Source organism: Streptomyces sp. NPDC031479 (genome assembly GCF_055581065.1).
The window spans coordinates 187,828-207,438 of the sequence record NZ_JBVIKC010000014.1 but is presented as its reverse complement, the minus strand read 5'-3'; the positions used below and the strand labels follow the sequence as shown (position 1 = coordinate 207,438).

16 protein-coding genes and 1 pseudogene are annotated in these 19,611 nt (G+C 74.7%); 13 read left to right on the top strand and 4 right to left on the bottom strand.

All coding sequences use genetic code 11. The features are described from left to right. Positions 1-476: 476 nt before the first annotated feature. The 5 genes from ACZ5D2_RS18430 to ACZ5D2_RS18410 all read left to right on the top strand — a co-directional run bounded on the left by ACZ5D2_RS18430 (position 477) and on the right by ACZ5D2_RS18410 (position 6,560). Positions 477-2,411, top strand: coding sequence for a lipid II flippase MurJ (locus ACZ5D2_RS18430; RefSeq protein WP_468930427.1), 1,935 nt, complete (start codon positions 477-479; stop codon positions 2,409-2,411). Further along, positions 2,401-3,177 carry a polysaccharide deacetylase family protein gene (locus tag ACZ5D2_RS18425; RefSeq protein ID WP_468930424.1) on the top strand — a complete coding sequence of 259 codons (777 nt, stop codon included), beginning with the start codon at positions 2,401-2,403 and terminating at the stop codon, positions 3,175-3,177. Before ACZ5D2_RS18430 ends, ACZ5D2_RS18425 begins: the two co-directional genes overlap by 11 nt. Then, positions 3,174-4,592: a glycosyltransferase gene (locus tag ACZ5D2_RS18420; protein ID WP_468930421.1), complete on the top strand. Its 1,419-nt coding sequence runs from the start codon at positions 3,174-3,176 to the stop codon at positions 4,590-4,592. The genes ACZ5D2_RS18425 and ACZ5D2_RS18420 overlap by 4 nt, the downstream gene beginning before the upstream one ends. 103 nt (positions 4,593-4,695) lie before the next feature. Beyond that, entirely contained in the window at positions 4,696-5,421 is a 726-nt protein-coding gene (locus tag ACZ5D2_RS18415; protein WP_468930419.1) for a YveK family protein, read from the top strand. Continuing rightward, positions 5,418-6,560, top strand: a complete 1,143-nt coding sequence (locus tag ACZ5D2_RS18410) for a GNAT family N-acetyltransferase (RefSeq protein WP_371678143.1) — start codon at positions 5,418-5,420, stop codon at positions 6,558-6,560. The genes ACZ5D2_RS18415 and ACZ5D2_RS18410 overlap by 4 nt, the downstream gene beginning before the upstream one ends. A gap of 5 nt (positions 6,561-6,565) precedes the next feature. Here ACZ5D2_RS18410 and ACZ5D2_RS18405 read toward each other — a convergent pair whose 3' ends face one another. Then, a complete protein-coding gene (locus ACZ5D2_RS18405; RefSeq protein WP_468930415.1) occupies positions 6,566-8,101 on the bottom strand; it encodes a glycoside hydrolase family 26 protein in 1,536 nt (511 codons plus the stop codon). A gap of 294 nt (positions 8,102-8,395) precedes the next feature. On the opposite strand from ACZ5D2_RS18405, the gene ACZ5D2_RS18400 reads away from it, so the two are divergent. The 5 genes from ACZ5D2_RS18400 to ACZ5D2_RS18380 all read left to right on the top strand — a co-directional run bounded on the left by ACZ5D2_RS18400 (position 8,396) and on the right by ACZ5D2_RS18380 (position 14,049). After that, a complete protein-coding gene (locus ACZ5D2_RS18400; protein WP_468930412.1) occupies positions 8,396-10,048 on the top strand; it encodes a carboxylate--amine ligase in 1,653 nt (550 codons plus the stop codon). Positions 10,049-10,079: 31 nt separating this feature from the next. Continuing rightward, the gene (locus ACZ5D2_RS18395; protein WP_468930409.1) at positions 10,080-11,360 is read left to right on the top strand and encodes an NAD(P)-binding domain-containing protein; all 1,281 of its coding nucleotides are present in this window, start codon (positions 10,080-10,082) and stop codon (positions 11,358-11,360) included. 24 nt (positions 11,361-11,384) lie between these two features. Then, positions 11,385-11,693 (top strand): hypothetical protein, encoded by a 309-nt coding sequence (locus tag ACZ5D2_RS18390; RefSeq protein WP_371678147.1) that lies wholly within the window; start codon positions 11,385-11,387, stop codon positions 11,691-11,693. 12 nt (positions 11,694-11,705) lie between these two features. Continuing rightward, positions 11,706-13,796 carry a SpoIIE family protein phosphatase gene (locus ACZ5D2_RS18385; RefSeq protein WP_468930405.1) on the top strand — a complete coding sequence of 697 codons (2,091 nt, stop codon included), beginning with the start codon at positions 11,706-11,708 and terminating at the stop codon, positions 13,794-13,796. An 85-nt stretch (positions 13,797-13,881) separates the two neighbouring features. Beyond that, positions 13,882-14,049 carry a hypothetical protein gene (locus ACZ5D2_RS18380; protein WP_266839580.1) on the top strand — a complete coding sequence of 56 codons (168 nt, stop codon included), beginning with the start codon at positions 13,882-13,884 and terminating at the stop codon, positions 14,047-14,049. Positions 14,050-14,124: 75 nt separating this feature from the next. On the opposite strand, the gene ACZ5D2_RS18375 is transcribed toward ACZ5D2_RS18380, so the two are convergent. Beyond that, positions 14,125-14,565: a DUF6299 family protein gene (locus ACZ5D2_RS18375; RefSeq protein WP_371678150.1), complete on the bottom strand. Its 441-nt coding sequence runs from the start codon at positions 14,563-14,565 to the stop codon at positions 14,125-14,127. A gap of 170 nt (positions 14,566-14,735) precedes the next feature. On the opposite strand from ACZ5D2_RS18375, the gene ACZ5D2_RS18370 reads away from it, so the two are divergent. Both ACZ5D2_RS18370 and ACZ5D2_RS18365 read left to right on the top strand, forming a co-directional pair. Further along, positions 14,736-15,347, top strand: a complete 612-nt coding sequence (locus ACZ5D2_RS18370) for a DUF4352 domain-containing protein (RefSeq protein ID WP_371678151.1) — start codon at positions 14,736-14,738, stop codon at positions 15,345-15,347. 57 nt (positions 15,348-15,404) lie between these two features. After that, the gene (locus ACZ5D2_RS18365) at positions 15,405-15,899 is read left to right on the top strand and encodes a DUF5949 family protein (protein ID WP_371678152.1); all 495 of its coding nucleotides are present in this window, start codon (positions 15,405-15,407) and stop codon (positions 15,897-15,899) included. 63 nt (positions 15,900-15,962) lie between these two features. Here the strand turns inward: ACZ5D2_RS18365 and ACZ5D2_RS18360 are convergent, their stop codons facing one another. After that, complete coding sequence (locus ACZ5D2_RS18360) at positions 15,963-17,228, bottom strand: cytochrome P450 (protein ID WP_468930399.1); 1,266 nt, start codon at positions 17,226-17,228, stop codon at positions 15,963-15,965. Between the two features lie 144 nt (positions 17,229-17,372). Next, positions 17,373-18,539 carry a low temperature requirement protein A gene (locus ACZ5D2_RS18355; protein WP_468930396.1) on the bottom strand — a complete coding sequence of 389 codons (1,167 nt, stop codon included), beginning with the start codon at positions 18,537-18,539 and terminating at the stop codon, positions 17,373-17,375. Positions 18,540-18,782: 243 nt separating this feature from the next. Between ACZ5D2_RS18355 and ACZ5D2_RS18350 the strand changes: the two are divergent. After that, positions 18,783-19,604, top strand: a pseudogene (locus ACZ5D2_RS18350) (MFS transporter); the annotation flags it as partial. Positions 19,605-19,611: the final 7 nt, after the last annotated feature.

Here is a 19,611-nt window from a genome sequence, read left to right as displayed (position 1 = left end):
TTTTTCCCCCCCCTTCCTTCCCCCCCCCCCCCCCCCCCCCCCCTCTTCCCCCCCCCCCCCCCCCCCCCCCCCACCCCCCCACCCCCCCCCCCCCCCCCCCGCACCCGGCCCCGCCACCCGGCTCCGCAGGCCCCACCGGTCCTTCCGGGGCTGCGGGCTCCTCCGGCTTCTCCGGTCCGGGGGGTTCTTCCGGGTCCGTGGGTTCCGGCGGTTTCTCCGGTCCGGCGGGATTCCCCGGTCCCGCCGCTGGTCCCGGGTCCGTCGGATCCGCGGGTTCTCCCGGTTCCGGTTCCGCCGGATCCCCGGGGTCCACCGGAACCGGTTCCTCCGCGGGGGCCGCGCCCGCACCGGCGACGCCGGACGCGCCGGGCCTCGCCGGTGCGGGCACGGCCGGGGCCGAGGAGCCGCAGGCCGGGCAGGCCGGGCGGGCCGGGCAGGCCGGGCAGGCCGGGCAGGGTGGTCTGTCCCGTCGGGACGTGGAGGCCGACGCCGTGCCCGCGGGCCGACGGGCCTCCGTACGCGCCGACGCCCGCCCCGGGACCCGGCCCGCCGGACCGCCCACGCCCGAAGCGGCACCCGGCTACGCCCTCGCGGGGCGCCGCACCGGCACCGGCGACACCGGGCACCGGCCCGGCCGGCGACCGGCCACCGGACCGGGAGCAGCCGTGCCGGGCCCCGTACCGGCCGGCGCCGCCCGGCCCGGTCAGCCCGGGCAGGCCGGGCGGCGACGGGCCGCCGGCGGGCCGGGCGTCGGAGCCGGCGGCTCCGGCAACGGCCCCGCCCCGCTCGGACGGTTCCTCGCCAAGGCCGCCGCCGTCACCGCCGGACTGACCGCCGCCGGAGCCGTCTTCGGCCTCGTCCGCGACCAGACCATCGCGCACCTCTTCGGCGCCGGACACGACAGCGACGCCTTCCTGATCGCCTGGACCGTCCCCGAAATGGCCTCGACCCTGCTGATCGAGGACGCCATGGCCCTGCTGATGGTGCCCGCCTTCAGCCACGCCCTCGCCCGCCGCGCCGCCAGCCGGGCCGGCCTCACCCGCAGGGAGGCCCGCGCGGCCGACCCCGTACGGCTCCTCGTCGGCGCGACCCTGCCGCGGCTCGCCGTGTTCCTGGCCGCCGTCGCCTCCGTACTGATCGTCGCGGCCCCGCTCGTCGTCGGACTGCTCGCCCCCGGCCTGCCCGACCCCGAACTGGCCGTCCAGTGCACCCGGATGACCGCCCTCACCGTGCTCACCTTCGGCGTCGCCGGCTACTTCAGCGCCGCCCTGCGCGCCCACCGCTCCTTCGTCCCGCCCGCCGCGATCTACGTCTCCTACAACGTCGGGATCATCGGCACGATGGTCGCCCTCCACGCCCTGTGGGGAGTGCGCGCCGCCGCCGCCGGAGTCGCCGTCGGCGGACTGCTGATGGTCCTCGTCCAGCTCCCCGCCTTCATCCGCAACGTCGGCTTCGGACCGACCCGCGCCAAGGGAGCCCCCCGCAGCCAGCGCGACCGGGACCGGCCCACCCTCCTCGCCTTCGGACTCATCGCGCCCGTCATCTTCTTCGCCGTCTTCCGGCAGTCCCAGGTCCTCGTCGAACGCTTCCTCGCCGCCTCCCTCCCCCCGGGCGCCATCTCGCACCTCAACTACGCGCAGAAGGTCGCGCAGATGCCGATGGTGCTCTCCCTGATGATCTGCACCGTCACCTTCCCCGTCGTCGCCCAGGCCATGGCCGGCGGGGAACGCGAGAAGGCCCGGCGCCGGGTGGAACAGGACCTCGCCCTCGCCTCCCTCGCCGTCCTCATCGGCAGCGCCCTCGTCATCGGCTACGCACCGCAGATCATCCAGGTCCTCTTCGAACGCGGCGCCTTCACCCACCGCGACACCCTCGCCACCGCCGACGTCATGCGCGTCTACGGACTCGGACTCCTCGGCCACTGCCTCGTCGGAGCGCTCTCCCGGCCCTTCTTCTCGACCGCCCGGCCCACCTGGTTCCCGGCGCTCGCGATGGGCGCCGGGCTGCTCGTCAACATCGTGGCCGGAGCCCTCGCCGTCGGCTGGTGGGGCACCTACGGCATCGCCGCCGCCAACGCCGCCGGCATCTCCACCACCGCCGCCCTCCTGCTCACCGGACTCGGCTCCCGCATCGTCGCCATCCAGGTCCGCCGCGTCGCCCTCAGCATCGGACGCCTCGCCGTCGCCGCCGTCGCCGCCGGCGGCACCGGCTGGCTCGCCGGCCCGATGATCCCCGACCCCCTGCTCAGCGCCGCCCTCGGCTGCCTGCTGGTCCCGGCCATGTTCGGAGCCACCGGCACGGCCATGCGGGCCATCGAAGTCACCTCCCTGCCCGCCCAGATCACCCAGATCACCGCCCGGCTCACCACCCGCCTGACCCAGCTCACCCAGAGGTTCCGCAATGTCCGCTGACACCGATACGGCACCCCCCGCCGTGGAGGGCCCCGCCCGCCGGTCCGCATCGCCGTGGGTCCTGATGTACCACTCGGTCGCCGAGTTCACCGACCCCGCCGAGGACCCGTACGGGATCACCGTCACCCCCGGCGCCCTGGAGGCCCAGCTGCAGTGGCTGCGCACCCGGAAACTGCGCGGGGTGTCCGTCGGCGAACTGCTGCGGGCCCGCGCCGCCGGACAGGGGCGCGGCCTCGTCGCACTCACCTTCGACGACGGCTACACCGACTTCCTCACCGGCGCCCTGCCCCTGCTGCGCCGCTACGACTGCACCGCCACCCTGTTCGTCCTGCCCGGACGGCTCGGCGTCGACAACGTGTGGGACCCGCTCGGCCCGCGCAAGTCCCTCCTCACCGCCGAGGGGATCCGCGAAGCCGCCGCCGGCGGAACGGAGATCGGCTCGCACGGACTGCTCCACCAGGACCTCACCACAGCCCCCGACGACGTCCTGCGGCAGGAACTGCGCGGCAGCCGCGACCTGCTGCGCGAACTGACCGGCAGCCTTCCCCGGGGCTTCTGCTACCCCTACGGACACCTCGACGCCCGCGTCGTCGAAGCCACCCGGACCGCGGGATACGCGTACGCCTGCGCGATCACCCCCGGCCGGCTCACCGGCCCGCACGCCCTGCCCCGCACCCACGTCAGCCAGGCCGACGGCCGCGGCCGGATGCGGATCAAGCAGCTCCGCCACCGGCTGCGCGAACTGCGACGGGTGGTCCTGCCGTGAAGGCCCTCCACGTCATCACCGGACTCGGCGTCGGCGGCGCCGAGCAGCAACTGCGGCTCCTGCTGCGTCACATGCCGATGCCCTGCGACGTCCTGACCCTCACCAACCCCGGGCCGGTCGCCGAAGGACTGCGCGCCGACGGCGTCCGGGTCGTCCACCTCGGCATGCGCGGCAACCGCGACCTGGGCGCCCTGCCCCGCCTGGCCCGCTTCATCCGCAACGGCCGCTACGACCTGGTCCACACCCACCTCTACCGGGCCTGCGTCTACGGGCGCCTCGCCGCCCGGCTCGCCGGAGTACGGGCCGTCGTCGCCACCGAACACTCCCTCGGCGAGGCCGAGATCGAAGGCCGCCCCCTGACCGGCGGGGTCCGGGCCCTCTACCTGGCCGGCGAACGGCTCGGCTCCGCCACCGTCGCCGTATCGGACACCGTGGCGGCCCGCCTGGAGGGCTGGGGCGTGCCCGCCGCCCGCATCCACGTGGTCCCCAACGGGATCGAGGCCGCACGCTTCCGCTACGACGAAGGAGCCCGCCGCGCCACCCGGGCCCGCACGGGGCTGCCCGAACGGGCCTTCGTGGTCGGCGGGGTCGGCAGACTGGTGCCCGGCAAGCGGTTCGACGTACTCGTCCGGGCCGTCGCCGCGCTGCCCGGCGCCCACCTGCTCCTCGCCGGGGACGGGCCGGAGCGGGCCGCGCTGCGCACGCTCGCCGCCGAACTCGGCGCGCAGGGCCGCATCCACCTCCTGGGGGAGCGCGACCCGCTCGGCGACAGCCCCGACGGGCGCACCCCCGGGATCCCCTCCCTGCTCGCCGCCATGGACGTCTTCGTGTCCCCGTCCACGGAGGAGGCCTTCGGGCTCGCCGTGGTCGAGGCCCTGGCCGCCGGACTCCCCGTGCTCCACGTGACCTGCCCCGCCATCGACGACCTGCCCGCCGACCGGGCGCCCGGGGCGCGGCGGATCGGGCCCGGCACGGAGGAACTCGTCGCCGCCCTGCGCGGGCAGATGGAAGCGGGCGCCCGCCGGCTCCCCGCGCCCCCGGTGGTACGCCGCTACGACATCGCCCGCACCGCCCGGCAGCTCCTCGACGTCTACTCCCTCGCCCTGGCCGCCCCCGTACCGGCTCCGGCTCCGGCTCCGGGTGCGGCACCGGAACCGGCACCCCAGGCCGTGCCCGGCCCCGACGGGACCGACCGCGCCCCGGCCCCGGACACGGCCCCGGACACGGCCCCGGGCCCGGCCCCGGGCGCCGTGCCCGGCCCCACCGCCGTGCCCGGCCCCACCGCCGTGCCCGGCCCCACCGCCGTGCCCGGCCCCGGGGCCGCATCGGGCCCCGGCCCCGGGCCGGCCGCCGCGACCACTCCGGGGGCCGCGCCCCGTACCGCGGCGGACGCCCCCGCACCCGGCGGGGCCTGACCCCGGCCCCGCACCCGCACCCCACCCCCTGAGCACCGCCCCCCGGCCGGGGGACGGGCGGGGGTGAACGAACTCCCCTCCACCCAGGAAGCGAGCACCGCACATGGCCGACACCACCGACCAGAAGAAGTCCGACCACCGTCCCGACCACCGTCCCGACCACCGTCCCGACCACCGCTCGGAGCGCAAGCGCCGGCTGCTGCCACCGCCCGCCTGGTGGCCCCTGCCCGCCTGCGCCCTGCTCGGCCTCGCCGCGGGCGGGGCGTACGGGGTCCTCAAGGCCCCCGAGTACGCCGCCACCGGCTACGTCGTCGCCGTCCCCAACGAGACCACCGAGCCCGCGACCGCCCTCGGCTTCGCCCAGGCCTACGGACGCATCGCCACCAGCAGCTCCACCCTCGCCTACGCCCAGCCCCGCGCCGGCATCGACGCCCGCCGCCTGCGCACCCAGGTCCGTACCGAGACCTCCCCCGACTCGCCGATGATCGCCATCACCGGGATGTCCAAGAGCCCCTCCGAGGCCGCCGACATCGCCAACGCCGTCGCCGACGCGCTCACCCTGAGCAGCAACCAGGCCGCCAAGAACACCGGCGTGCAACTGCTCCTGTTCAACCAGGCCGTCGCGCCCGCCGACCCCGCCTCCCCGTCGGCCCCCGTCAGCGGCGCCGTCGGACTGTGCGCGGGCGGGCTGCTGGGCGGGCTGTGGCTGCTGGCCCGGCCCGGCCGCCGCAAGCAGGAGGACGAGGCGCTGCCGGTCGTGGAGGAGTACGCCTCGCTGCCCGCCCAGGGCGAGCACTCCGAGACCAAGGAGAAGGAGTCCGTGCGATGACGCGGGGCTCCACCGGGGCCCTGACGGTGACGATGTGCCGCGACCCCCGGCAGTTCGCCGCGCTGGAGGAACCGTGGAACCGGCTCGTCCGGGGCTGTCGCACCGCCACCCCCTTCCAGAGCCACGCCTGGCTCCACTCGTGGTGGCTCTCGTACGGGAAGGAGGGCCGGCTGCGGGTCCTGCTCGTGCGGCGGGGCGAGGAACTGGTCGGCGCCGCCGCGCTGATGCTCGTACACCGGCCGCTGCCGCGGCTGGTGCCGCTGGGCGGGCCCATCACCGACTACTTCGACGTGCTCGTGGCCGACGGGTACGCCGGCCAGGTCGTGCCCGCCCTGGCCCACGGGCTGCACCGGGCCGCCCGCAGCGCGGTCGTGGACCTGCGCGAGGTACGGCCGGGGGCGGCGGCCGAGGCACTGTACGAGGCGTGGCCCGGGGTGACCGGCAAACTGGCCGACTCCACCTGCATGGAACTGCCCGCGCTGCCCTTCGACGAGCTCGTCAAACGGATGCCGGCCTCCGGCGCCCAGCGGGTGCGGGCCAAGCTGCGCAAGACCGACGCCGCCGGGATCGAGGAGCACGAGGTCACCGAGGACGAGGTGCCGGGGGCCGTACGGACCCTGCTGCGGCTCCACGAGAAGCAGTGGCGCGGCCGGGGGGTCACCCCCGAACACCTGCGGCCCCGGTTCGCCGAGCACCTGACCCGGGCCACCCGGCGGATGGTGCGGGCGGGGGAGGGGCGGCTGACGGAGTTCCGGCTGGACGGCGCGGTGGTGGCGGCCAACGTCACGCTGCTGTCCGCCGGGCTGAGCGGCGGCTACCTGTACGGCGCCGATCCGGAACTGAGGGAGCGCAAGGTCGACGTCGCGGCGCTGCTGCTGCGCTACGAGGCCGGCCGGGCCCTGGCCGAGGGACGGCCGGTGGTGAGCTTCCTGCGCGGCAACGAGCCGTACAAGAACCACTGGCGTCCCGAGACGGTCGTCAACCAGCGTCTCCTGCTGGCCACCAATGCGCTCGCGCCCCTGCTGCGGCTGCACGAGTCGCAGGTCACGGGGCGCGAGCGGGCGGTGGACGCGCTGCGCGAGGCGCTGCCGGCCGCCCGGGACTGGCGGGCGCGGCTGAACGAACTGCGGGTGCGATGACCCGTCTAGAAGGGCCAGAAGCCGGAGTTCTTGCCCCAGTCGAGCGTGATGCAGACCGTCTGCCTGCCGACCAGCTTGTTCAGCCACTCGCCGAAGTTGAGCGGGACGCACCACTGCGTGCTGTTGGCGGTCGGTTCGGGGGCGGGCGGCTTCGGCGCCGGACTGGGGACGGGCACGGGGGCGGGGACGGGGACGGGGGTGGGGACGAGCGGGCTCGGCGACGCGGGCACCGAGACCTCGGGCGTCGGCGCCGGCGGGAACACCGGCGGGACGGACACCCCGGGATCGGGCTTGGGCTTGGGCTCGGGCGCGGGCTCGGGAGTCGGCGTCGGGGCCGGGCTCGTACCCGTGCTCGGGCCGGGGACGACCGGGGGCACGACCGGGGGGTCGGACGCCTCCGGGGTGGGGGTCGGCGTCGGGACCGCTGGTGCGGGCACCTGCGGGGTCGGGACCTGCGGGGTCGGGACGACCGGCGTCGGGACCACCGGAGTGGGCATCACCGGGGTCGGGACGACCGGGGTCGGGACCACGGGCGTCGGGACCACCGGGGGCGTGGGCTCGACCGGCACCCGCGGGGTCAGCGCCTCGCGGAAGACCTTCGACGACTCCGGGTTCTGCTTGCACTGCCACACGCCGTGCGGGCAGTAGTCGGTGATGGTGTGGTAGAGCGGCTTGTGCTGCTCGATCCACTTCAGCATGCGCCGCACGTACTCCGCGTTGTCCCCGTTGCGGAACAGCCCCCACTCCGGGAACGAGATCTCCTTGCCGTGTGCCTTCGCGAAGTCGACGTGCGCCTGGAGCCCGTACGGCTGAGTGATCTGGTCCTCGAAGGTCCGGCCCGGCGCCTGGTCGTACGAATCCATGCCGATGACGTCGACCACGTCGTCGCCCGGGTAGCACTTGGTCCAGCCGATCGCGTCCGCCCCCCGGCTGGGGGCGAAATCGAACTTGAACCGCTGGCCGGGAACGGCGCGCATCGCGTTGACGACGCGCTTCCAGTACGCCTTCCAGTTCTCCGGGTCGGGCCCGCAGCGGTGGGTGTACGTGGTGCCGTTCATCTCCCAGCCGAGCACGACGACCGTGTCCGGCACCCCCAGCGCCACCAGCCGTTCGGCCAGCTTCGTGAAGTGCCGGTCGTACTGGCCCTGCGCGCCGGCCCGGATCAGCTGGACCACCTGCCAGTCCGGGACCCGGCCCTCGTTCCGGGCCTGCATGGGCACGTTCAGCACGAACATCCGGTCGTCCTCGGCCTGCCGCCACTCGGCCCAGTCCGCCAGGAAGGGCACGTTGCCCTCGATGCCCGCCCACTGGTCACCGGGCAGATACGTGTGCCCGACCCGGATCTCCTTGCCGCCCAGCCAGCGCGACAGGTACGGGATCCGGGCGACGCCGGACGGCCCGTAGTCGAGGTAGGCGCCCATGGCGATGTCGGAGCCCCTGGGCTCTTCCTCCGGTGCGGCCAGGGCGGCCCCGGTGGCGAGCAGCCCGGCCGTGACCGTACCGATGCAGGTGCTCGCCAGTCGGCGGCGTGGTCTGGGCATGGCGTCTCCCGAGCTTTCCCGAACCGGTGTGCTTGCCGACGACGTTAGACATCACATCTGACGAATGGCCTGTCCGATGGCCTTTGCCTAGGCCATTCGCAGCTGCGCATCCTGCCCGCTTGGTCCGACTAGGTGAAAGACACCGTTTCCATGCACGCGTTCGCCAACCATGTGCCCGCTGTTCTGCTCAGACTCGATCGGAATCCGTTCCACCACGGAACCCTCGGCGCCGTCAGATCGCTTGGGCGCAAGGGCGTGGAGGTCCATGCCGTCGTCGAAGCCGGGGGAGGTCCCATGGGGCGTTCGCGGTACCTGCGCGCCACGCATCCCGGACCCGACGGGGGGCTCGACCCCGAAGCGCCCGAGGCGTTGCTGGAGTGCCTGACCGGGGTGTCGAAGCGGATCGGGCGGCCGGCGGTGCTCATCGCCATGGACGACCTGAGCGCCATCGCCGTCTCCAGGGTCGCCCCGATGCTGACGGACCGTTTCCGGATCCCCCATCAGCCCGACAACCTGCCCGCCCGCGTGGCCGACAAGGCGGAGCTGTCGCGGCTCTGCGCCCGCTGGGGCGTCCCGCACCCGGAGACGGTGATCCCGGCGAGCGGGGCCGAGGCGGCCGAGGCCGCCTGGCGGCTCGGCCTGCCGGTGGTGGCCAAGTGGAGCCGGCCGTGGCTGCTGCCCGCCGCCGTCGGACTGCGCAGCACCACCCTGGTGCACGGCGTCGCGGAGGCGCGGCGGCTGTACGAACGCTCGGCGGAGGCCGGGAGCCGCCTGCTGCTCCAGCGGTTCCTGCCCGCCGGCCCCGACACCGACTGGTTCTTCCACGGGGCCTTCGCCCGGGGCGGGCGCCCGCTGCTCGCCGGGTCCGGCCGCAAGGAGCTGTCCTGGCCGGTGCGGACGGGGCTGACGGCGGTCGGACGGTGGCTGCCGGACCCGGCCGTGGAGGAGTCGGGGCTGCGGCTCGCCGAACGGCTCGGCTACCAGGGGATCCTGGACCTCGACTTCCGGTGCGACGAGCGGGGCACCTTCCGCCTGGTGGACTTCAACCCGCGCCCCGGCGCGCAGTTCCGGCTGTTCACGGACGACCGCGGGCTGGACGTGGTCCAGGCGATGTACCTCGATCTGACGGGGCAACGGGTCCCGGAGCCGGTGGGCGGTCCCGGCCGGGTGTTCGTCGCCGAGAACTACGCGCTGCTCGCGGCGGTACGGGGCCGCCGGCTGCCCGCGGCGACGACCGTACGGGCCGACGGCGCCGGCACCGCCGCGGCGGGCGCCAGCCGTGACCAGGGCCCCGGCCCGGCCGGCGGCCCCGGGGCGCTCGGGGCGCTCGGGGCCGCCGGTGCGGTCGGGGCCGCCGGTGCGCTGGGTGCGCTCGGGGAGTCCGGGGCATCCGGTGCGTCCGGCGGCACCGGGGTGTCCGGCCTGCCCGGGGTGCCGGGCCCGGTCCCGCCCGGCGGCCGGCGCACGGCGGAGGCGGGCCCCGTCCTGCCCGCCGTCCGCCGCCCGGAACCGGAACCGGGACAGGTACCGCGGACCCCGCCCGACGGGGGCCCGGCCCCCGCCGCGGGTCCGGCCGACGGGGCCCAGGCCCCGCCCGCCGCACTGCCCCCGCCCGCCGCACCGGCGCCCTCCGCCGCACCTGCCCCGCCCGCCGGGCGGCGGCCCGGTCCGGTGCGGGCGGCGCCCCCGCGGGAGCGGCGGGGCCGCGTGGAGGCGGCCTGGTTCGCCGCCGACGACCTCGGGCCGTTCCTGGCGATGCTCGGGGCCTTCCTGGGCCGCGGCCTCGGCAAGGGGGCCCGCGCCCTGCGCGGCGTACCCGAACAGGGCCGCCGGGGGGCCCGCGCGGTGCGGGCGCCCCGGCAGCGCGGGGGCGAACGGCCGGGGCCCCCGGCCCGCCGGACCCCGCCGGAGGCCCCGGCGGAGCCGGACGAACTGGTCACCCGGTAACCGAAGAGCTGGAGGAACGGCCGTGAGGCGGATGGACGATCTCGTGGTGATCGGCGCGGGCCCCTACGGGCTGTCGATCGCCGCGCACGCGGCTGCGGCCGGGCTCGGGGTGCGCGTGGTGGGACGCCCCATGGCGTCCTGGCGGGACCACATGCCCGGGGGCATGTACCTGAAGTCGGAGCCCTGGTCCTCCAACCTCTCCGCGCCCGGAGGCCGCCACACCCTCGCCGAGTACTGCGCCACCCGCGGCCTGACCGCCGAACACGGCAGCCCGCTGCCCATCGGCACCTTCAGCGCCTACGGGCTCTGGTTCGCCCGCCACGCGGGGCTGCCCGAGGTGGAGGAGGACACCGTCACCGAGGTCACCCCGCACGGCGACGGCTTCCTCGTCCGCACCGCCGACGGCCCGCCCCGCCCGGCCCGCACCGTGGCCCTCGCGGTCGGGGTGATGCCCTTCACCCGGTACCCGCGAGCACTGCGCGACCTGCCCCCGGGCCACTGCTCGCACAGCACCGGCCACAGCGACCTGTCCCGCTTCGCCGGGCGGGAGGTGGCCGTCCTCGGCGCCGGGCAGGCCGCACTGGAGACCGCCGCGCTCCTCGCGGAGACCGGCGCCCGGCCCTGCCTGGTGGCCCGGCGGTCCCGGCTGAACTGGAACACCGTCCCGCAGCCCCTGGACCGGCCCCTGCTCCGGGCCCTGCGCGACCCGCACAGCGGCCTCGGCACCGGCTGGCGCAGCTGGGTGTGGTCGGAGCTGCCCTGGGCGGTGCGGCGGCTGCCCGCCCCGACCCGGGAGCGGATCGCCGCCACCGCCCTCGGGCCCGCCGGGGCCTGGTGGCTGCGGGAGCGCTTCGAGCGGCGGGTGCCGACCCTGCTGGGACACCGGCTGCACCGGGCCGTGCCCGTGGCCGGCGGCCGGACCCGGCTCGGGCTGACCACGGCGGCCGGGGAGTCCGTCGTACTGGACACCGCGCACGTCATCGCCGCCACCGGCTTCGCCCCCGACCTGGCCCGGCTGGAACTGCTCGACGCGGGACTGCGCGCGGCCCTGGCGACCGTCGGCGACGGCGGGACCCCGGAGCTCAGCCCCGGCTTCGAGTCGTCCTGGCCCGGACTGTTCTTCGCGGGACTGCTGACCGCTCCCTCGTTCGGACCTTCCATGCGATTCGTACACGGCGCGGGCTTCACGGCGGGGAGACTGGTGAAGGGAGTCCTGGGCCGCCTCGGCGCCCGGGGCCCGCTCACCGGCACCACCGACGGCGCCGGCCCGGACCGGGCCGCCGCCGGGCATCCGAATACGTATCTACGCTGAGATCCACCGGAGAGGGGTCCCGCGATGGGCGCGGAGCGAGCACAGGGCGGCCGTGGCTGGGTGCGCATCCCCGCCAGCCGCGGGGAGCACTCCCCGGCCGGAGCCGCCGGCGGCACACCGCACGGCCGGCGTGCGTCCGGCACCGGCAGGCCACCGGGCCCCTCCGGCCCCTCCGGCCCCTCCGGCCCCTCCGGGGGCTTCGCCCCCACCGACCCGGCCGCGATCTACCTCGCCCTCCTCAAGCGCTGGCGGGAGGCCGGACGCACCCTCCCGGGGCATCCTGACGAGGAGTGGGAGCGGCTCATCTCCCAGCCGTGCTGGCCCGGCCGTTAGGTGGTGTGACTCGTGGCAGCGGCGGAGCGTGACAGGCCCGGGCGGGACGGCACCCCCGGCCCGCTGACGGGCCCCGGGGAGCGGCTCGCGCTCAACGGCATGGGCAGCTTCGAATGGGACCTCGACACCGGGACCGTCGCCATCGACGAGGCCGGCCTGGCCGTCTTCGACCTGGAGCCGCACGAGTTCGACCACACCCCCGACGGCCTCGGGCTGCGGATCCCCGCCGACGACTCGGCACGGCTCCAGGACACCGTGGCCGGCGTCCTCGACGGCGGCGGCGAGACCTACGGCTCGTACCTCACGGTGCGCCGGCGCGACGGCCGCGACCAGTGGACCCACATCCAGGGCCGGGTGCTGCGCGACCCCGACGGGCATCCGCTGCGCATCGTCGGGATCGTGCGCGACGCCACCGCCGAGCTCGCCCACGCCACCGTGCTGCGCAAACTGGAGAACGCCCGCATCCAGCAGGCCGCCATCGTGCAGCGCACCACCGAGGCCCTGTCGCGCGCCGTCACCGTCGACGACGTGACGGCCGCTCTGACCGGCGCCGGCGCGCTGGAACGGCTCGGCGCCGACGGACTCGCGCTGGGCCTCGTCGAGAACGGCACCATCAAGATCATCGCGCTGAGCGGGGAGTCCCTGGAGATCCTCAGCGAACGCAGGTTCACCCGCCTGGACGGATCCCTGCCGCTGTCGCAGGCCGTGCTCACCCGCCAGGCACGATTCGTCACCTCGCTCACCGAGCTGGCCGCCGAGTTCCCGCTGCTCGCCGACTACCTCAACCGGATCCGCTACGACGCCGCCGCCTACCTCCCGCTCATCGCCCAGGCCAAGGCCATCGGCGGACTCGTGCTCTTCTACCGCCGGCGCAGCGAGTTCAGCCCGGAGGAACAGAACCTCTGCCTCGGCCTCGCCGGCATCGTCGCCCAGTCCCTGCAACGGGCCCTCCTCTTCGACCAGGAACGCGAGTTCGCCACCGGCCTCCAGGCCGCCATGCTGCCGCGCCGGATCCCCGACATCACCGGCGGAGAGATCGCCGTGCGCTACCACTCCGCCTGGAGCGGACGCGAGGTCGGCGGCGACTGGTACGACGTGATCTCCCTGCCCCGCGACCGGGTCGGGATCGTCGTCGGCGACGTCCAGGGCCACGACACGCACGCCGCGGCCATCATGGGCCAGCTGCGCATCGCCCTGCGCGCCTACGCCGGCGAGGGGCACTCCCCCTCCACCGTCCTGGCCCGCGCCTCCCGCTTCCTCGCCGAACTCGACACCGAACGCTTCGCCACCTGCATGTACGCACAGGTGGACCTGGAGACCGGCGGCGTACGGGCGGCCCGCGCCGGCCACCTCGGCCCGCTCATCCGGCACACCGACGGCCGCACCGGCTGGCCCAACGTACGCGGCGGCCTGCCGCTGGGGCTGGCCTCCGCCTTCGAACAGGAGGAGTTCCCCGAGACCCGCCTGGACCTGGTGCCGGGCGAGATCCTCGTCCTGTGCACCGACGGGCTCGTCGAGGAACCCGGCACCGCCATCACCCAGGGCATGGAAGCCCTCGCCCACGCCGTGCGCAGCGGACCCCAGGACGCCGGAGCCCTCGCCGACCACCTCTCCGACCGGCTCTGGGAGCGCTGGGGCTCCGGCGACGACGTCGCCCTGCTCGTGCTGCGCCGCGCCCCCGACCCCGGCACCCACCGGGCCCCGCGCATCCACCAGTACATCCACCAGGCCGACCCGGAGGGGCTCTCCGAGGCCCGCTACGCCCTGCGGCAGGCCCTGCGCGACTGGGGCATGGCCGAGCTGGCCGACGACGTCGAGCTGGCGGCGGGGGAGCTGCTGGTCAACGCCCTCCTGCACACCGACGGCGGGGCGGTGCTGACCATGGAGGTGCTGCCCGAACCCGTGCGGCGGATCCGGCTGTGGGTCAAGGACCGCTCCAGCGTCTGGCCCCGGCGCCGCACACCGGGCGAGGCGGCCACCACGGGGCGCGGGCTGCTGCTGGTCGACGCCCTGGCCACGCACTGGGGGGTGGAGTCCCGGGGCGACGGGAAGGCCGTCTGGTGCGAGTTCGACGCCCGCGCCGGCCAGCGCGGCACGTTGTGAGCGGACGCTCACTCCGGGTTGTGGGATGCCGGGTGCGGGGTGATGATGCGGCCATGAAACGGAAGGTTTTGCTCCGGGCCGTGCCGTGCGCCGCCTGAGCAGGGGCGCCGTCACGGGCCTCCTGGCGGTGCTGCTGCTCGCGGCCGGGGTGCCGAAGGTCGTGGACTGGACGACGGGACGGCCCCACGCGGACCCCGGGTGCCAGACGGTCGCGTTCATGTCGATGACGGGCGTCGCACCCGAATGCCACTGACCCGCGGCCGCGCCCGCGCGATGCCGTCCGTCCGGTGGCCGCGGCCACCGGACGGACGGCGGGTGCCCCGCGGCCTCAGTGCTGCTCGTGGATCTCGATGTCCCGGCTGTCCACGGCGACCGTGTCGACCGCCCTCGGCATCAGGCCGTGCAGGTGCACCTCCTGGAGCTCCGCCGTCGCCACCGCGCGACCCGCGTGCAGGCCGGCGCCGAACTGCGGCGCCCGCACCTTCCACTCGTGCGGCGCACCGTCGCAGACGGCACCGGTCCCGATGCTGAGCCGGCCCGAGTCCTTCTGGGCGACGGTCACCCTGATCTGCGTAGCCCCGCCGGGGGACGCGGTCTCGCACTGATAGGCCCCGTGAAGGGTGATCGCACCGTCCCGGGCGATCTCCGCGTCCGGGTTGACGACGACGGCCTGCTGAAAGACGGTGGCGGCGGCGGGCGCCGCGAACAAAGCGGTCGCGGCCAGTGCGGAGAAGGCGGAGAAGGCCATTCGGCGGGCAGGCGTACGCATTCTTCCTCCAGGTGGGCGTGGATGACGGGATTCCGCCGGAACGCATTGTGCTGGCAGTCGGGGGCAAACACGCACCGCATACCCGTGTCGGTGTGTGCAATTGCCCGCTCGGGCGCGTGAGACTGGCCGAAATACATCCCCGCACCGAAGATCCCCGAAGGGGTTCCCGTATGCGCCAGCCCACCGCCGCCCTCGCCGCCGCCACCCTCCTGCCCGTCCTGCTGCTCGGCGCCACCGCCTGCCAGAGCGCCCCCGAGGGCGCCGCACTCGCCCCCGCCGCCGCACCCGCCGTCCCGGTCGACGACGGGGCGCCCGGCACCGACGAGGAGCCCGCGGCGCCGGCCCGCGGCGCGGACGGGGCCACCGCGAAGGATGCCCATGTGGGTGACTCCGTACGGGTGCAGGGACGCGAGGTGGGGCGACACCTCCAGGCCGTCCTCGCCGCCTACGTGGACCCCGCGCTCAGCGTGGAGCCGAACTACGGGCCCCCCGCCGGGAAGCGCTGGACGGCCGCCTCGATGTCGTTCGTCAACGTCGGCGGCGCCTCGTACGGGCCCCTCGGGCGCATGTGGGCGTACGACAGCGCGGGAAAGCGCTACCCGGCCGTGCGCACCGGTGAACTGACCACCGGCAAACCACTCGTCTTCGATTCCCTCGCGGTCGGTGAGCGGGCCGAGGGGTGGGTGGTGTTCGAAATCCCGGAAAACACGCGCATTGTGCGGCTCCAGTATCAGGACGCGAACATCCGGGCGAATTCCGGAGGGGGTTTCTGGTCGGTCTAGCCCGCCCGGGTGAAAGGCCGTGAAAGGGCCCGGTTCCAGAGCACTAAGGTGCGGCGCATGACTTCAACGCAAGCCGAAATCGACCGGTCCCACCTCGGCACCCTTTCCGTGCTCGCCTGGATCGGTGACCCCTCCGAAGGGCACGACATCCCGTACCTCCTCGCCTACACCCTCGGCGACGGCCCGCAGGGCCGGGAGGTGGGCGAGAAGGCCGCGCGCGGACTGCTGGAGGAGATCGGCCTGCCCATCGGCGACGTCGTCATGGACGGCACCCGCAACCCGCGCACCTTCGCCGTGCAGATCCTCCTCGCGGGCAACCAGGTCGCCCTGACCCTGCCCGGCCTGAACGCGACCTGCACCGCCCCCGACGAGTGGGTCGCCGCCGCCGACGAGAGCGGGCAGGCGTACTTCCTGTTCGCCACGCGCGCCTGGCCGGAGGCCGTCCCCGGCAAGCCGGTCACCCCCGAGCTCCTGCAGGCCTTCGCCGGCGACGAGGAAGTGCTGACCAGCAGCGCCCACTGCGTCCTGACGGTGCAGAGCCTCCAGCAGTAGGCGGGACCGCGCTCCGGCCACCGGGCTCCCAGCCCGCCCGGTGGCCGGTCCCCCCGCCTGCCGTCACACCCCGGTGTGGGGGCAGTCGAAGGCGAAGCGCAGCGAGCGCACCCGGTTGTCGAAGCTGGACCCCGCCAGATCGGGCAGCCCCACCGCGCGCAGCCCCACCGGACGGGTCAGCAGCTCGCGGAAGAGCGCCTTCATCTCCACCCGGGCCAGGTGCGCGCCCAGGCAGAAGTGCGGACCGCCACCCCCGAAACCCAGATGGGGGTTGGGGGAGCGGGTGATGTCGAAGGCGTCCGGATCGGGGAAGACCGCCTCGTCACGGTTGGCGGAGGCGTAGTACAGCACCACCTTGTCGCCGGGCCGGAACAGGTGTCCGCCCAGCGTGTGTTCGGCCGTCACCGTCCGGCGGAACTGGATGATCGGCGTCGAGTGCCGGATCATCTCGTCCACCGCGCCGTCCGCGTACTTCTCGAAGTCCGAGAGCAACAGGTCCCGTTGTTCGGGGAAGTCGGTCAGCAGCGTCAGCCCGTGCGTGATGGCGTTACGGGTCGTCTCCACCCCGGCCACCATCAGCAGACTGAAGAACGCCCCCAGTTGACGGGCCCCGAGCGCCTGGCCGTCGACGTTCGCGCAGACCAGCGCCGAGATCAGGTCGTCGGTGGGGTGCCTGCGCCGCTCCCGCCCGATCCCCGCGACCATCCGCTGCATCCGCGCCAGCGCCCGCAGCCCCCGCCCCGGCATCCGCAGCCGCGACGCCAGGCCCCGCTCCACCCCGATGTTCTCGGAAGCGTGGTTGACCCGGTCCGCGATCTCCGCCCGGTAGCGCTCCGGGATGCCCATCATGTTGCAGATGACCTCCAGCGGCAGCCGGGAGGCCACCGCCGACACGAACTCGTCGGGCCGCCCCTCCAGCACGTCGTCCACGATCCGCGCCGCCACCGCGTGGATGTCCTCCTCGGCGGCGGCCAGCAGACGGGGCGTGAAGGCCCGCTGCACGATCTTGCGCAGCTGCGCGTGGTCCGGACCGTCCAGGTTGACCATCGAGTCCCCGAACAGCGCCCGAACCCACCGGGCCGGCTCCGGCGTGGTGACCCCGGGCGCGCTGGCGAACACCTTGGGCAGCCGGCTCGCCTCCTGCACGTCCGCGTGCCGGACGAGCGCCCAATGGCCGGCCCCCTCCGGGACGAACACCGGGGACGGCAGCGCGCGCAGGCGCGCGAAGGCGGCCAGGCGCCGGTCCGGCGGAAGCTGCCAGAAACCCGGCTCGGCCAGTTCCGCTCCGGGACCGGTCGTGCTGCTCTGCCGTTGCGGGGGGAGTGTCATGGGCCGTCTCTTCCTGTCGCCTTGGTGCGTGACGCGCACCGCGTGATGTGCGGCGCGCCGTACGCGGTGCGCCGTGCTGCAGAACGGATCCACGGGCACGGGAGTGACGGCCCGCGGCCGGCGCCTCCTCCGGATCCCGGGACCTCAGACGGCGACGGCCGCCCGCGGCCCGCCCCGGACCGAGAGGGTCTGGCCCACCGCCACGGTCGCCGTCGCGAACAGGCCGGCGTAGAACACCGCGTAGTCACCCGTCCACGTGCACGCGAGGATCACCACGGCGGACACCGGCAGCACCAGCTGCTGGGCGAGACCCCGTTTGAAGTGCCGGGAGTGCAACAACCACACCATCATCAGGAACAGGGCCGTCGGGACGGTGACGGCGGCGTTCGCCGCCACCTGCGCAATGTGGGCCTGGCCCACCGCGTGCTCCACCGCGACCTCGATGCCCGCACCGATCGCCGCACCCGACGCGAAGATCAACAGATGGCCGTACCCCCACGGGATCGCCTCCCTGTTGGACGTCAGCCGCTCGTGCATCGGCACCGCGAAGTAGATCCACCACGCGGCGAACACGATCAGCAGCCCGCCGGCGGCGATCGGCAGCAGCTCACCGAGGGCCTCGTGCTCGTCGAGCGCCGACTTCACGGCCACCGTGCTCGCGGCGATCGTCTCGCCGAGCACGATGATGGTGAACAGCCCGTACCGCTCCGCGATGTGGTGTGCGTGCCACGGCGTCTGGTGCCCGCGCTCGGCCAGCACCGGAACCAACAGCTCCGCCGCCACCAGCACCAGGAACAGCCACCGCTTGGACGCATTCGGGGCGAACAGCAGCGCCACCCAGCCCGCCTGGCACAACACCAGCCCCGCCGCGTACTTCAGCGCCGCCGTACGGGCCGCGCCGCTCTCCCCGGACGCCGCCCGCAGCCACTGCGCCGTCAGCGCCACCCGCATGATCAGGTAGCCGATGACGGCCACCGTCCAGTCGTTCTGGTTGAAGGCCCGGCTCACCCCCGCCGCGTAGACCAGCACACCGGCGATCTGCACGAGCGTCGCGATCCGGTACGGCACGTCGTCACAGTCGTAGGCCGACGCGAACCACGTGAAGTTCATCCACGCCCACCACACCCCGAAGAAGACGAAGAAGTATCCGATCACCCCGCTCCCCGGATGGCCCTCCGCCAGCGAGTGCACCAGACACTGACCGGCCTGGGCGATCGCGACGACGAAACAGAGATCGAAGAACAGCTCCAGCGGGGTCGCCGCCCGGTGGTCCTCGTCGCGGCTGCGCGCGGTCATCGGTACGTACGTCATACCGCCCAGCACAGCAGTGCCCGGCCGCCCGGCAGGCGAGGCGCGCGGCCCGCACCCCACGGGTACCCCGGCCGGACTCGTGGCGGCCCGCCGCCACCGGAACGATCCGGCGGAGCCCGGCCGGTGCCCGCCCGGCTCCGGGAACGCCGCCGCCCCCGGCCCGGGCGCGGCCCGCCCCGATTCGGAGCAACCCTAAGATCCGCACAACAGGCTGAAACGGTACAAACCGCCTAGCGTGGTGCTGTGTCCGAGCCCACAGAAGCCCTCGCCGCAGCCCCGCCACCACCAGGGCCCCGCGAGGTCCCACCGTCGGCCGGACGGCCCGTCGCCGCGCGGGCCACCCTCGCCGGCACCGTCGTCTCCCTCCTGCTCATCGCCGCGATCGTGCTCGGCAGCCGCCTGCTGCGGGACTTCGACTCCGCCCTGCTGCCCTACGCCGTCGCCACGGTCTTCCTGGCCTTCGGCGTGGCCTACCGCTACACCGTCTGGGTCTCCGCCCCCGGCGCCCGCCGCCTCTTCAGGAAGGGCTTCGGCAGCTTCTTCTCGGCCGCCAACTTCAAGAGGGCGCCCACCGCCCTGCCGAGGATGACCGCCACCTACCTCGGCTTCCAGAAGTTCCTCGGCGCCCGCTCCCGCTCCCGCTGGGCCGCCCACCAGCTGATCTTCTGGGGCTGCCTGCTCGCCGCCGCGATCACCTTCCCCCTCACCTGGGGCTGGTTCACCTTCACCTCCGACAGCGGCTCCGGCCCCGGCTACGAGATGCGGATCTGGGGATTCGAGGTCCTCGGCTTCAACTCCCTCGACGCCCTCGGCTGGCTGATGTTCCACGGCCTGGACATCGCCGCCGTCCTCGTCATCCCCGGTGCCTCCTACTTCCTGTGGCGCCGGATGAAGGACCGCGGAGCCATCACCGGCCAGCGCTTCGCCTACGACATGCTCCCGCTGATCTGCCTCATCGTGATTTCGGTGACCGGGCTGCTGCTGACCTTCTCCTCGATCTTCCTGCGCGGCGGCGGATACGAGTTCCTCGCCATCCTGCACATGGTCTCCGTGGTGTTCACGCTCGCGCTGG

Excerpts from the sequence above, each read along its gene's own strand:
- ACZ5D2_RS18415 (WP_468930419.1), top strand. The coding sequence starts at position 4,696 with ATGGCCGACACCACCGACCAGAAGAAGTCCGACCACCGTCCCGACCAC.
- ACZ5D2_RS18400 (WP_468930412.1), top strand. The coding sequence starts at position 8,396 with ATGGGGCGTTCGCGGTACCTGCGCGCCACGCATCCCGGACCCGACGGG.
- ACZ5D2_RS18365 (WP_371678152.1), top strand. The coding sequence starts at position 15,405 with ATGACTTCAACGCAAGCCGAAATCGACCGGTCCCACCTCGGCACCCTT.
- ACZ5D2_RS18375 (WP_371678150.1), bottom strand. The coding sequence starts at position 14,565 with ATGCGTACGCCTGCCCGCCGAATGGCCTTCTCCGCCTTCTCCGCACTG.
- ACZ5D2_RS18395 (WP_468930409.1), top strand. The coding sequence starts at position 10,080 with ATGGACGATCTCGTGGTGATCGGCGCGGGCCCCTACGGGCTGTCGATC.
- ACZ5D2_RS18390 (WP_371678147.1), top strand. The coding sequence starts at position 11,385 with ATGGGCGCGGAGCGAGCACAGGGCGGCCGTGGCTGGGTGCGCATCCCC.
- ACZ5D2_RS18410 (WP_371678143.1), top strand. The coding sequence starts at position 5,418 with ATGACGCGGGGCTCCACCGGGGCCCTGACGGTGACGATGTGCCGCGAC.
- ACZ5D2_RS18355 (WP_468930396.1), bottom strand. The coding sequence starts at position 18,539 with ATGACGTACGTACCGATGACCGCGCGCAGCCGCGACGAGGACCACCGG.
- ACZ5D2_RS18360 (WP_468930399.1), bottom strand. The coding sequence starts at position 17,228 with ATGACACTCCCCCCGCAACGGCAGAGCAGCACGACCGGTCCCGGAGCG.
- ACZ5D2_RS18405 (WP_468930415.1), bottom strand. The coding sequence starts at position 8,101 with ATGCCCAGACCACGCCGCCGACTGGCGAGCACCTGCATCGGTACGGTC.
- ACZ5D2_RS18425 (WP_468930424.1), top strand. The coding sequence starts at position 2,401 with ATGTCCGCTGACACCGATACGGCACCCCCCGCCGTGGAGGGCCCCGCC.
- ACZ5D2_RS18370 (WP_371678151.1), top strand. The coding sequence starts at position 14,736 with ATGCGCCAGCCCACCGCCGCCCTCGCCGCCGCCACCCTCCTGCCCGTC.